This window comes from Flavobacterium sp. CG_9.1 (assembly GCF_015751645.1).
GTDB lineage: Bacteria > Bacteroidota > Bacteroidia > Flavobacteriales > Flavobacteriaceae > Flavobacterium > Flavobacterium xanthum.
This window is the reverse complement of sequence record NZ_JADOVC010000005.1, coordinates 1-13,574: the sequence shown is the minus strand read 5'-3', so window position 1 is coordinate 13,574 and position 13,574 is coordinate 1. Positions and strand designations below refer to the sequence as shown.

At 36.2% G+C, this 13,574-nt stretch carries 13 protein-coding genes; 8 read left to right on the top strand and 5 right to left on the bottom strand.

Annotated features, from left to right (window positions below):
* Positions 1-78 precede the first annotated feature (78 nt).
* From IWX83_RS03995 to IWX83_RS03975, 5 genes are all read left to right on the top strand, one after another.
* Entirely contained in the window at positions 79-1,044 is a 966-nt protein-coding gene (locus tag IWX83_RS03995) for an SIS domain-containing protein (RefSeq protein ID WP_196827815.1), read from the top strand.
* Positions 1,044-1,859, top strand: coding sequence for a twin-arginine translocase subunit TatC (tatC, locus tag IWX83_RS03990; RefSeq protein ID WP_073354373.1), 816 nt, complete (start codon positions 1,044-1,046; stop codon positions 1,857-1,859). The genes IWX83_RS03995 and tatC overlap by 1 nt, the downstream gene beginning before the upstream one ends.
* Positions 1,852-2,205, top strand: a complete 354-nt coding sequence (locus IWX83_RS03985; RefSeq protein WP_066082638.1) for a carboxymuconolactone decarboxylase family protein — start codon at positions 1,852-1,854, stop codon at positions 2,203-2,205. Before tatC ends, IWX83_RS03985 begins: the two co-directional genes overlap by 8 nt.
* A gap of 142 nt (positions 2,206-2,347) precedes the next feature.
* Positions 2,348-3,088, top strand: a complete 741-nt coding sequence (gene lptB, locus IWX83_RS03980; RefSeq protein WP_196827813.1) for an LPS export ABC transporter ATP-binding protein — start codon at positions 2,348-2,350, stop codon at positions 3,086-3,088.
* 56 nt (positions 3,089-3,144) lie between these two features.
* Positions 3,145-3,381 carry a DUF5808 domain-containing protein gene (locus tag IWX83_RS03975; protein ID WP_066082640.1) on the top strand — a complete coding sequence of 79 codons (237 nt, stop codon included), beginning with the start codon at positions 3,145-3,147 and terminating at the stop codon, positions 3,379-3,381.
* A 9-nt stretch (positions 3,382-3,390) separates the two neighbouring features.
* On the opposite strand, the gene IWX83_RS03970 is transcribed toward IWX83_RS03975, so the two are convergent.
* Positions 3,391-4,254 carry a glycoside hydrolase family 25 protein gene (locus IWX83_RS03970; RefSeq protein WP_196827812.1) on the bottom strand — a complete coding sequence of 288 codons (864 nt, stop codon included), beginning with the start codon at positions 4,252-4,254 and terminating at the stop codon, positions 3,391-3,393.
* An 8-nt stretch (positions 4,255-4,262) separates the two neighbouring features.
* Entirely contained in the window at positions 4,263-4,979 is a 717-nt protein-coding gene (locus tag IWX83_RS03965; protein WP_196827983.1) for a phosphatidylcholine/phosphatidylserine synthase, read from the bottom strand.
* A 559-nt stretch (positions 4,980-5,538) separates the two neighbouring features.
* On the opposite strand from IWX83_RS03965, the gene IWX83_RS03960 reads away from it, so the two are divergent.
* The 3 genes from IWX83_RS03960 to IWX83_RS03950 all read left to right on the top strand — a co-directional run bounded on the left by IWX83_RS03960 (position 5,539) and on the right by IWX83_RS03950 (position 8,255).
* A complete protein-coding gene (locus IWX83_RS03960) occupies positions 5,539-6,525 on the top strand; it encodes a PorV/PorQ family protein (RefSeq protein WP_066082661.1) in 987 nt (328 codons plus the stop codon).
* Positions 6,526-6,749: 224 nt separating this feature from the next.
* The gene (locus IWX83_RS03955; protein ID WP_196827811.1) at positions 6,750-7,889 is read left to right on the top strand and encodes a DUF4105 domain-containing protein; all 1,140 of its coding nucleotides are present in this window, start codon (positions 6,750-6,752) and stop codon (positions 7,887-7,889) included.
* Between the two features lie 105 nt (positions 7,890-7,994).
* Positions 7,995-8,255: a hypothetical protein gene (locus IWX83_RS03950; RefSeq protein ID WP_196827810.1), complete on the top strand. Its 261-nt coding sequence runs from the start codon at positions 7,995-7,997 to the stop codon at positions 8,253-8,255.
* 45 nt (positions 8,256-8,300) lie between these two features.
* Here IWX83_RS03950 and IWX83_RS03945 read toward each other — a convergent pair whose 3' ends face one another.
* The 3 genes from IWX83_RS03945 to IWX83_RS03935 all read right to left on the bottom strand — a co-directional run bounded on the left by IWX83_RS03945 (position 8,301) and on the right by IWX83_RS03935 (position 13,056).
* A complete protein-coding gene (locus IWX83_RS03945) occupies positions 8,301-9,695 on the bottom strand; it encodes an exopolysaccharide biosynthesis polyprenyl glycosylphosphotransferase (protein WP_196827809.1) in 1,395 nt (464 codons plus the stop codon).
* Positions 9,696-10,633: 938 nt separating this feature from the next.
* A complete protein-coding gene (locus tag IWX83_RS03940; RefSeq protein ID WP_196827808.1) occupies positions 10,634-11,980 on the bottom strand; it encodes an O-antigen ligase in 1,347 nt (448 codons plus the stop codon).
* A complete protein-coding gene (locus IWX83_RS03935; protein ID WP_196827806.1) occupies positions 11,977-13,056 on the bottom strand; it encodes a glycosyltransferase family 4 protein in 1,080 nt (359 codons plus the stop codon). Before IWX83_RS03935 ends, IWX83_RS03940 begins: the two co-directional genes overlap by 4 nt.
* Positions 13,057-13,574: the final 518 nt, after the last annotated feature.

Here is a 13,574-nt window from a genome sequence, read left to right as displayed (position 1 = left end):
TATGTGGTATTTTGTATAAATTTGCGACACCTAAAGGTACAAATTTCTTTTACACATACAAATTTTAATTATTCTGTTTTGATCACCAAAGAAAATATATTGGCCAGTGCCAAAAAAACAATCTTATCGGAAAGCCAATCCATAGCTAAACTAATTGATTTACTAGACAATAACTTCATTGAAGCCACGCAAAAAATCTATAATTCAAAGGGGCGATTAGTCGTAACAGGAATAGGAAAAAGCGCTATCATAGCTCAAAAAATGGTCGCTTCCTTCAATTCTACTGGGACACCCTCTCTTTTTCTGCATGCTTCTGAGGCCATTCACGGAGATCTAGGCATGATTCAAAGCGAGGATGTTATCATTTGTATTTCAAAAAGCGGCAACAGTCCAGAAATAAAAGTCTTGGTTCCGCTTTTAAAACGTTTTGGAAACACGCTGATAGCAATAACAGGCAACATGACCTCCTTTTTGGCTAAAGGTTCTGACTATATTTTAAATACAACTATAGATGCGGAATCTTGCCCAAACAACCTAGCACCCACCAATAGCACTACGGCACAATTAGTCATGGGCGATGCTATTGCGGTATGCCTAATGGAAATGCGGGATTTTAAACCGGAAGATTTTGCAGTGTACCATCCCGGTGGTGCATTAGGTAAAAAATTACTATTGCGCGTGAAAGACATGTTGGAGCACAGCCTAAAACCAATGGTTGCTCCAGAAGCCTCCATAAAAAAAGTTATTTTTGAAATTTCGGAAAAACGTCTTGGCGTAACTGCCGTAGTCGAAAATGATATAGTAATTGGTATTATTACTGATGGTGACATTCGAAGAATGCTAAACGACCGCGATTCTTTTGCTGATTTAACGGCTCGAGATATTATGACTAAAAACCCAAAAATGACTTCCTCCAATACAATGGTAGTAGAAGCATTAAATATAATGGAAGATTTTTCCATTACCCAATTAGTAGTTGTTGATGATACGCACTACAAAGGCATACTGCATTTACACGATATTTTAAAAGAAGGAATAGTATAATGGCAAAAAAAAACTTAAACGAAATGTCGTTTTTAGATCATCTTGAAGAATTAAGATGGTTATTGGTTCGAAGTACAATTGCAATATTAATTTTGGCTACATTCACTTTTTTTGTGAGTGATTACATTTTTGATGTCGTCATTTTTGGGCCCACCAATGCTAACTTTATTACCTACCGCTTTTTTTGTGATCTCTCCAATCAACTGGGCTTCGCCGAAACTATTTGTGTAACAGAAATGCCTTTTATCATTCAAAACACGAATATGGAAGGGCAAATCAACGTTTTGATTTGGACCTGTATAACCGCTGGATTCATTCTTGGATTTCCGTTTATACTTTGGGAAGTATGGAAATTCATCAGTCCCGCTTTATATGCCTCAGAGAAAAAACACGCGAAACTTTTTATTTTTTCGTCTTCGTTACTTTTCTTCCTTGGCGTGTTGTTTGGGTACTATGTAATTGTTCCCATGTCCGTTAACTTTTTTGCAACATTCACCATCAGTGATGTTGTGAAAAACCAATTTAGTATCGATTCTTACATTGGACTCGTAAAAACCAGCGTGATTGCTTGTGGGTTGTTTTTCGAATTGCCTATAATCATCTATTTCTTGACTAAACTTGGGCTGGTAACACCCGTTTTCTTGAGGAAATATTGGAAATACGCGGTAATCATCATTCTTATAGTCGCCGCTATAGTAACGCCACCGGATGTCGTGAGTCAGATAATAGTCACGATTCCAATGTTATTAATCTATGAAGCAAGTATCTTAATTTCAAAAATAGTAGTAAAAAATCAAAAAAAAATAAATGGCTGATATAATCGAAGAATTCAATGAATACCGTTCTAAAATGAACGAAAAATTACTAGCAGACAACAATAAAATTGTGAAACGAATTTTTAATTTGGATACCAATGCATACGCTGCTGGCGCACTAGATGTAAAAACTAAAGAGTTGCTAGGATTAGTCGCATCGGCAGTTTTAAGATGCGATGACTGTGTGAAATACCATTTGGAAACCAGCCATAAAGAAGGCGTTACCAAAGAAGAAATGATGGAAGCCATGGGAATCGCAACACTTGTAGGAGGAACTATTGTAGTACCTCATCTTAGAAGAGCCTATGAATTTTGGGAAGCCTTAGAAGAAATGGCTACCAAATAATTGTTAACAAGTGAAACCGTTTAATTGTTTATTCGTTTATTTGATCCATAAATAATGATACCATCAAAGGGTTAAACAATTAAGCGCTTCACCAATTAAACATTTAATCCGCTAACTTTTTCAACAAATAAACCATCAAACGATGAAATTAAGAGCCGAAAATCTAGTCAAAACCTATAAAGGGCGCAGTGTTGTAAAAGGCATTTCGGTAGAGGTGAACCAAGGAGAAATCGTTGGACTCTTAGGTCCTAATGGTGCCGGAAAAACAACCTCTTTTTACATGATTGTGGGATTGGTTAAACCAAATTCAGGCAATATTTTTCTTGATGACTTGAACATCACCGATTATCCGATGTACAAAAGAGCACAGCAGGGAATTGGGTATTTAGCACAAGAAGCCTCTGTTTTCAGAAAGTTGAGTATCGAGGACAATATACTGAGCGTTTTGCAATTGACCAAACTTTCCAAAGCGGAACAAGAAGCAAAAATGGAAAGCCTGATTGATGAGTTTAGCTTGGAACACATTCGGACTAACCGTGGCGATTTACTTTCTGGAGGAGAACGCCGTCGTACTGAAATTGCACGTTGCCTAGCCACTGACCCTAAATTTATATTGCTGGATGAACCTTTTGCAGGTGTCGATCCAGTAGCTGTGGAAGACATTCAGCGTATTGTAGCGCAATTAAAAAACAAGAATATCGGAATTTTGATTACGGATCATAATGTTCAAGAAACCCTAGCCATTACCGATAAAACGTACCTTATGTTTGAAGGTGGAATCTTAAAAGCAGGGATTCCTGAAGAATTAGTAGAAGATGAAATGGTACGTCGCGTCTATCTTGGACAAAATTTTGAACTAAGAAAAAAGAAGCTCGAATTTTAAATTGGTAGTTTTATGTGTTTAGATCCTGGTTTTTAGTATCCAAATAATATAGCAAGATGTCATCATACCAAGAACCTTCAAAAGAAACTTCAGACCGATGGAAAAATGATCCCAAAAATTGGGTTTGGGGAATTTTCTATTATAATAAAGAAGATCCACGCATTTTACCTCCTAAGAAAGTAGCGGAAATGGGTTTTACCATCAACTTTGCAAATCCAAAATCAGTTTTGATTTTTTTAGCTGCTTTGGCTTTTTTTGCGATGGTAGTCTTTTTTATTTCGAATAAAAGGTAGATTAGAGCACTATTCTACTGTTATAAACTGCAATTGCTGTAAATCACCATTATAAATATTGACATCGACATTGCCTTTGATTCCGGGAATTGATGCTTTCTCCGTGAACTGCCAGAAAAGCCAATCCGTTCCTATTTCCTCTCTATAAAAGTTATAATTAGCAATCCAAAAAAGGTAATCGCTGAATTCTTCTTTTAAAAAATCATCATAATAGCGCTCTCCCGTATAAATAATAGGCTTTACACCGTAGTGCGATTCCACGGCTTTCAACCAACGCTTCAGTCCTAATTTCAGATTGGCAATCGATTGGTTTTTTGGTAACTTTTCGATATCCAAAACAGGTGGTAAATCCCCTTTTTGAAGATGAACAGTAGTAATAAAGAGTTCGGCTTGTTCCAATGAATTCTCATTGGGACGGTAATAATGATAGGCTCCCCGAATCATTTTGTTTTCTTTGGCGCCAAGCCAATTCGTATCAAACTGACGGTCTTTGTGGTCTTTACCTACCGTAGCACGAATAAATACAAAATGCAAAGGATACTTTTTTTCTATTGTATCTACATAAGACCAACTGATTTTACCTTGGTATTCTGACACATCTATCCCAATACTTTTACCCTGGTGTTTTTCGAGAACCTGAAAATTGCGAACATCAGAAATGCGTTTAGCGGCACGGGCCGCTCTGATTGTCTTGTCTGATTTAAACCCTAAATAATAGGCTAAACCATTTCGATAATGATAACCGCTACCAATTAGCAAAGCAATCAGAAAAGTAACAATCGAATAGCGTACAAGCTTCCCAGAGAAAACGGTTGCTTTCTTTTTGGACTTGCGAACCACTGTAGTTTTTCTTCGGACTGTTTGTTTTCTCATTTAAAAAACTACTTTTTGAGTACTTTGTTATTCACCACGGACAAACAAACATAAAAAAGAATTAATAAAGGAATTCCTAAGTACTGAAAGAAAACTAACAATAAAAGGGACACCATTAAAAAGGCAAATTGAAGCGCATTTTCTTTGAAACTAAATTTCTTGATTTTCAAAGAAAACAAGGGGATTTCAGCATTCAACATGTAGGCACTCAAAAAGGTAAGTACCAACAAAAACCAAGGATTAGTCAAAAGCTCCACTATAATTAAGGAGTCGGTATATTTTAAAACTAAGGGCAGGCTTAAAATAAACAGCGCATTAGCCGGTGTGGGCAAGCCAATAAAAGAATCTGTTTGACGAGTATCAATATTAAAATTAGCCAAACGGTAGCAAGAGCCCAGCGCAATTATAAATCCCAAATAAGGAAAAAACTGCAAATGACCTGCCGCTGCAGTTGTCGCGTGACTGACCATCATTTGGAACATCACTAAACCTGGAACCACTCCGCTGGTTACCATATCTGCTAGGGAATCCAACTGCAATCCTAACGGACTGGAAACGTCGAGTAATCGAGCAAAAAAGCCATCAAAAAAGTCTAAAAATATACCCAGACAAACAAAATAAAAAGCCATCTCAAAGTCTTCGTTAAAAGCAAATACCAAGGCGATACAGCCACAAAAAAGATTAAGTAAAGTAATTATATTCGGGATCTGCTTTTTAATATTCATCATAATGTAATTTAAGGAACCAAAGTTGGCAAATTTAATATAATAAGTTGCGCGAAAGAACGTTTTTTACTGGAGATTTTTAACCTAAACGTTCGTCACAAGCCTTTACAAGTTTTAAAAAACAAAAAAAGCCCTTTCCGTAAAAGATAAAAAGTAAGTGAGGCACCTTGATTTTATAGAATAAACATTCTTATTTTAAATCCTAGTTCAATGGAATGGTGGCTTCTAAAAAAGTTTTAATGGCATGCTTTACCCATCGCGCTTCTTCTTTTTGAAATGAAACGGCTCACGGATTAAAGGACTATAAATGCAGTCATCTAAAGGAGTATGCTCTTTTAAAAAGTATTTTTCACCCCTTTATTTGAGGATTCTTATTTCATTGTTAGTTTATTTGGTAAAAGGAATAAATAACCTCATTAAAAAATTATATTTTTGATAAAAATTAAACAGACTTTCCATTTGTAAAATGATACCCTTGAAAAAAAGATTACTCTTAGCGCTACTTTTGGTCAGTGCGGTAACGTACAGTCAAGCCGTCAGGAAATACTCGAATGAGTTTATGAACATTGGCGTTGATGCCGCTGCATTGGGTATGTCCAATACCGTTGTGGCTTCTTCAAACGATGTCAATTCTGGCTATTGGAATCCCGCTGGGCTTACCCATCTGGAAGACCATCAGGCAGCTGTCATGCACGCAAATTACTTTGCTAACATCGCCCAATATGATTATTTGGCTTATGCCAGCCCAATTGATGATCGCAGTGCGTGGGGAATTTCGTTAATTCGGTTTGGGGTAGATGACATTTTAAATACCACCGAATTAATAGACAGTCAAGGCAATATCGATTATAACCGCATTAGTCTCTTTTCAACCGCTGATTACGGATTTACTTTTTCATATGCGCGAAAACTTCCTGTTCCTGGATTTCAATATGGTGTCAACGCCAAAGTGATTCGGCGCATTATTGGAAACTTTGCTAATTCTTGGGGATTTGGTTTTGATTTTGGACTGCAATTCGAAAAAAACAATTGGCAATTTGGATTGATGCTCCGCGATATCACAACAACGTATAATGTTTGGAATATAGATGAAGACGAATATGGAAAAATCGCGAATGCCATTCCCGGAGAAAATCAGGAACTACCAGAAAGCACCGAGATTACGGCTCCAAAAGCACAATTAGGAATCGCTAAGAAATTCATTATTCGGTACGATTATAGTATTTTGGCTGCAGCCAATATGAATATGCGTTTTACTAGAACTAATGATCTTCTTGCTACTGATTTTGTTAGTATCGATCCTGCATTGGGATTGGAATTTGGTTATACCGATTTGGTTTTCGTTCGTGCAGGCGTTGGAAATTTCCAAAACATACAGCAATTAGACAGCACTGAAAAGGTAGGTTTCCAACCCAATATTGGTTTGGGTTTTAAATACAAAGGCATACAAATAGATTATGCATTAACCGATTTAGGCAATCAAAGCGCGGCCTTGTATTCTAATATCTTTTCCGTAAAAGTTGATTTGGGACTGTTTAGGAACTAATTCACAAGCACCTTTACAAGTAAAAAGCGATACTGTATCTTCTGCTATTTCCAGTACCTTGATTTGAAACCCGTGCGATAGAATCGGTTTCCTGTATAACTTGAAAACTTTGTCTGTGTATTTTCTTTCTTTGAGTATCTTTGCATGAAAAACACCAATAGAACAGTGGTAATTCAAATTTCATAATAATAACCACTGACTTTTACCCTTTTAACTACCAACGAATGAACGCTTCTTTATTAAAAAAAATTACATTAGTAGTACTTCTTTTTTTCAGTATAAATTATAGTTTCGGACAAAATATCCAATTATCAGAAAACACAAAAGTCAGCGTAATTACCTGTGGAACGGGCAACGAATCGTACTCTCTTTTTGGACATACTGCCATTCGAGTACAGGATTCGACCAGTTCCGTTGATGTAGTTTATAATTATGGCGCTTTTGACTTTAACACACCTAATTTTGTGATGAAATTTATAAAAGGAGACTTACAATATTTTGCTGTAGCGCATTCCTTTCCTGATTTTATCAATCAGTATCAGTATGAAAAAAGATCTGTTTATGAACAGGAACTCAACATTGCGACTCCCTTAAAACAAAAACTGTTTGACAATTTAAATACCTCTTTAGCTTCGGGAGAGAGTCACTACACCTACAAATTTATTGACAAAAACTGTACTTCGATGGTGGTTGCAATCATAAATAAAACACTTGGAACTGCAGCTATTGTAAAAAATGCAGATACTGACATTACGTACAGAACCATATTGTATCCGTATTTTTACGGACATTTCTATGAAAAATTAGGAACCAGTATCATCTTTGGCAAAAAAGTAGATCAATTGGGAACGCAGCTATTCTTGCCTTTTGAACTGCTAAAAAGCCTGAAAAAAGCTTCTTTTGAGAGCCACCTTTTAGCCCAAGAAAGCAAAACGATTATCGAGTTTAAAAATGAGGCGCCCTTTTCTTGGTGGAACAATCCCTACACGTACATCGTACTGCTTATGTTTATTATTTTCATAAAAAAGAAAAGCGTGACATTGTTTTACCTCAGTTTCATAGCGGTAATAGGTCTTTTCTTCACTTTTGTAGGGTTCTATTCGTCCCATCTCGAATTAGGATACAACTACAATATCTTATTGTTTAACCCTACTCTATTAGGTCTTCTTTATTTTTATTGGACAAAAAACAAAAAAGGAATCTATAGATTGGCTTTATTTAATTTGCTTACGCTACTAGTCTATTTCTTTTTGATCATCAACAAAGCCCATCTGATTTTGGTTTTACCCCTGGTCATTACAAGCGGTATACTTTTAGTCAAACTGGCGATTCAAAATAAAAAACGCATTCCCATTATAATTTAAGAAAGTATGCTAATGATTTGCCATGTGCTTAATTGAGGCTATTTTGTAGACACTGATAGGTTCCTTTTTAAGCTAAACCAAGGGTCTGAAAGTGTATAGATTTAGATGAAAGACTACACTTTTACGAAGTTGGATTCCGATCCATCAGCACACTTTATTCCTGATTCACCGTTTAGAAATGATGTTGAACGCTATAAACTCGTGGCATTTTTTATAGAGGCTAAAGAGGAGGTACGGAAAGTGCATCCTTTTACACGCTATGGAAGACCAGTACATCTTGTTTTACTATTTTCCCGACAACCTTTAGTAAGAAACTGTTTTCGATTGTACGAGAAGGCCTATCCCTCTAATTTACACATGAACTAAAGATAAACCTAGGGCAACAAAAAGTACTTTATGGTGTTGCTATTCTTATTGTCCCCTATAAAACAAGACCGTGGTTATGGTTTTAAAAGCAATATTTAAATCCAAGTAAATACTACGGTGCTTGATATAATACAAGTCATACTGTAGCTTAATCAAACTATCATTTATTGTTTCTCCGTACGAATAATTGACTTGTGCCCAACCAGTAAGCCCTGGTTTGATAATGTGCCTCGTTTCATAAAAAGGCATTATTTCAGCAATTTCTTTTACAAAAAAGGGACGTTCTGGACGCGGTCCGATGACTGCCATGTCTCCTTTTAAAATATTAATGAATTGAGGAAATTCATCGATGCGGGTTTTACGTAAAAACCGCCCAAAAACAGTCACTCGAGAATCATTTGTAGCGGTAAAAACAGCTCCATTGGTTTCGGCATTTTTCACCATCGTACGAAATTTCAAGATTTCAAAAACAATCCCATCTTTACCAACGCGCTGTTGTGTATAAAATAAACGACCTCTATTACCTATGGCATTGCCCACCAAAATAAGCGGAAAGAGGAACAGGCCTATAACCAAACCTGCCAGTGAAACGGCAATCTCAAAAAGGCGCGCAGTGAGCAAGTATAATTTATTTTGATTGCTTCGGCTGAAAGGGAAAAAGCGATAAAAATCCCGAGACATGTACTGTACTGGAATGCGCTGGGTCATACTCTCATACACTTGTGTATATTCACGGATGATATTTCCCGACTCTAGCAAATGCAATAATTGTTGGTATAAATCAGGTGTAATTCCTTCTGTTTTCTGTGAGGCAATCACAATTTCAGAAATCCCATTTTCTTTTACAAAAGAAAACAAATCATCTCTTCTGATGTGCTGTACATAATGATATTCTTCGATATCTTCTTCACTGGCATCGGTATTAACGAAGCCAATTATTTTATAATGGGGATCGATATTTTCCAATCCTAAAATTAACTCCTGCACTTGTTCTTGATCACAAATTAAAATGGCTTTTTGGAAAAATCGATGCGATGCCAAAAATGTAACATACAGCATGCGCCACGTAAATAAAGCCAGAAAGATGACGAGAAAAAACAATAGGATTTGAAGACGGTTGGAAGGCAACTGTGGCGAAAAAAAAGGTGTTAACAAATACACTATAACAGTAGTAGAAACGGTGATAAGGGTACTTTTTAATACTTGAAATTGGTTGCTGGCCACTTGAAGATTGTACATTTCGAAAATAGTACCAAACACATTAATGTAGATTGCCAAAACGATTGTCCAGTAATAATTAGTGGCCAAAATCGCAAAATAGTCAAACGCAAATAAATTTCCGGTTACATATAAAGCCGTCAAAACGAACAGAACATCAAAAAGTCGAAGAATCATCTTTCGCTCTGATATTTCAAAATGCATTTTGTCAACTGAAAACATGGTAGGTCTTTACTTATGTGGGTGCAATTTAATGTTTTTGTCCCGAAGAAAATTTAAGATATGTTAAATTTTTTAACAAACTTAGCTTTTTAATGATGTAATTTCATTCTGTTCGAAAATGACCACGGAAATACCTTTCAAACAAGCCGTTTACTTTACTATGAGCTTGCTACTTTTAAACGATTTCTAGATTAAGTTATGATTCTAAAAGTAGTTCACTTTCTTTTTTACGGGATTTGATCGTTAGAAAACAGAATGAAGTGTCTTTTTTTTTGGCCCCAGCCCTAAAGGGAGAAAAAAAGAACGAATACTTTCTTTTTTACGCGATTTAATGGTTGGGAAAGAAGAGCAACTTTCTTTTTTTTGGCCCCAGCCCTAAAGGGAGAAAAAAGAACGAATACTTTTCGTTGTTACACGATTTAATGGTTGGGAAAGAAGAGCAACTTTCTTTTTTTTGGCCCCAGCCCTAAAGGGAGAAAAAAGAGCGAATACGTTTCGTTGTTACACGATTTAATGGTTGGGAAAGAAGAGCAACTTTCTTTATTTTGGCCCCAGCCCTAAAGGGAGAAAAAAAGAACGAATACTTTTCGTTGTTACACGATTTAATGGTTGGGACAGAAGAGCAACTTTCTTTTTTTTGGCCCCAGCCCTAAATGGAGAAAAAAAGAAAGAGACAAAATCTCGTTGCAGTATTTGATTGTTGGAAAACGGAATTAAGTATCTTTTTTTTTGGCCCCAGCCCTAAAGGGAGAAAAAAAGAACGAATACTTTCGTTGTTACACGATTTAATGGTTGGGAAAGAAGAGCAACTTTCTTTATTTTGGCCCCAGCTTTAAAGGGAGAAAAAAAGAAAGAGACAGAATCTCGTTTGGAGATGAACTTCAGCTGTGATTGCGTTTCCATTATGGTTAAAATGGAACTTAAATACTAGTCTACTTTCAATTCGTAACCTTTTTTCTTACTGGAAATCCCAACTGCACATTTAGCAATGATAGCGAGTAAACGAAAGCAGGAGCGGCGGTACGCATGGCGGCATGATTGATCGTTAAAAACCAAAAGGCCACGAAACACAATAAAAACATGTTGAATTTGTTTTCTAAGTATAGCACTAAGGGCGTAAAAAACAAAATCAATAATCCTAGAATTCCTAGAGACCCATGTTCCGCAAGCATGCGGGTAATTTCATCATGGGATAATACTTGAACACCCGTTTCATCCTCTCGAACTTCAGCACCTTTGCCTACCCCAACCCCAAAAACTGGATTCTTCAAAAAGGTATTAATCTCATTTTGAGCCACGTCTTCCCGACCTGTAAATTGGCTTTGTTTGACTCGTCCAGCTGCATCTTGATTAGAGTACCTTTTATTGATCAGACCTCCCGTTTGAAATGAAGTGTAGGCCCAAGTAGCCATCAAAGCAAGTACGAGTGCTACAATAATATAATTCAATTTTACCCTTCCTCCAAAATTAGATTTAAAATATAAAAACACGACTAACAAAACAATCATTAGAAATCCCGTGATCATACCCCCTCTGGAAAAAGTCAACATCCCCCGATAGGTGATATTTAAAGCAATGATGAGATTGATTATAATTTGGAATTTTGATTTGGAATCCAATATTACTCTGGAGAAAAAGATAAACATGCCTAAACCTAAAATAGTTGCCACTTGATTGGGACCATAACCGCCAGAGGTCTGGAAATTAGATTCTGTACCCGTAATCACCTCCTGAACATTAGGTGTGTAAAAAGTTAAATACACCATACACGTAATAATTGGTAATCCCATACTGAGCAAAATCCTATTTATTTCTTCTAATGCAATTTTGCGCCGAAACGTGTAAAGCGACGCTAATCCTAAACAGACGGGACCCGATATATTAAACGCAATTGCTTTCCGAATATCAGTATCAAAATTCAATACAAAAACACTGATAACCACACTGGGAACGAGCAACAACAAGAAGATCCAGTAGGGCGCTGCTCCTTTGGAAAAACCACTGTAATACATCCCTATTAAAATAAAGACCATCACCCCATATTTAGAAATCTCATACAAGGGATTTCCTCCGGTCATTCTCAAGAAAACTTCACTTCCTACGACATAAGCAGCTGCAATCAGTGCTTCGTTATTTCTATTTTGTTTTTTGATGATGTAATAAACTCCAAAAATAAAAATAGAGTATCCATAAATTTTTGCTGTAAAAGGCAATAAAAAGCCCAATGCACCAATGACCACATGGAAAAGAATTAAATAGAGATAGGATTGATCCTCTTTTTTCATTTACAAGAATTTTGCAACCAATTTATATACTGCTTCACGACAGCCTCTTTTGAATTATTTTTAATAACTGCCTCGTGGAGCGCCGCACCAAAATTACTCCGTAGCATCTCGTTTTGGATCAATTTCACTATGGAATCATAAAACAATTGAGACTGTTGCGCCCCAACAAGAAATCCATTTTTATCGTTTTCTACCAAAGACGCTATTTCTCCTACATTAGTTACTACCACCGGTTTCTTGTACCATCCATACTCTAACAGCGAAACAGGCAACCCTTCAGATTGAGAGGTAAGAATTCCAATAGCAGCTTGCTCTAAAATATTTCCTACATCTGGTTTGGTGCCGTAAAGAAACACATTTTTTTCTAAACCAAAAGCAATAATTAAATCCTTAATTTTTTGAGAATAGGCATCTTCAAAATCTTTTCCAACCAAATGAAATGTCCACTCAGGATGAGAAATTTTTAGCTTTTTGGCCACTTCCAGTACTAAAAAATGATCTTTCTGCACCCTTAAATTGGCTAAAGAGACAATCTGCTTTCGTGCTTTTCCTTTCAAAACAGTTTGTGCGGCAATGCTTTTTTCTGTGGATGGAAAATTTGGAAGAAAAAGGACATTTCTAGCCCGTAATTTTTGTTCACTCCACTTTTTAAGATTTTGATTTACCGCTATTATTCCATTAAAAAAAGGAATTATTAGTCTTAATGCCAATGTAGGTCTTTTAGATAAAAACTCACTATCCCCATAATGATCGTGCCAAATTAATTGCACCGAAGGACAAGTTACTTTCAATAAAAATGCCAGAAAAAAAGAAGTACTGTGCGCATGAACAATTGTAATTTTATTTATATTTACATAGCTTCTCAATCTCATTAAGGCCTCAAAATCTATGGCTCGTTTTTTATTTAAAAATAAATAAGAAACCTTCTCTTCAATCTGATTTAGAAGTGGCCCTTCCTTTCGGGTTACTACCAAACCTGAAAAGTCAATTTGTTGTGTCAAAGTATTAGCATAGTGCACCGCCATGCGCTCCGCACCGCCCGCTTCTAAAGAATCTATGATTTGAATAATACGCATGTATCCTTGCCGTTTTTTAATTTAATCTAGTTGTTCTTTTACAATAAAAGGATTTTAAAGCAAAACTAAACCTTCCTTGCTAAAATAAATGCCGTACTTTAAAAATTGTATCGAAAACTTTATAACTAAAAGCACTTCTCGATACATTTTTGGCTTGATGAGTTTGTGTTTAACATGGAAAAGCCATTACAAGCCAAAAACACTCGAAGAGACGTGTTTGGTGATGATGACGGTCGTCTGTTCGAGTGGTTTTTAAAGCTGAACTAAGCTCGATTTGTTAAACTAAAACGCCTATTATACACGTCTGTTCGAGTGATTTTTAAAGCTGAACTAAGCTCTATTTGTTAAACTAAAACGCCTATTATACACGTCTGTTCGAGTGGTTTTTAAAGCGGAACTAGATTTGCTTTTTAAATTAAATGCCCTGCTTTAAAAATTGTATCGAGAACTGTTGTTGAAAAGCACTTCTCGATACATTTTTGGCTTGATGAGTTTGCGTTTTGTATGCAAAATTCATT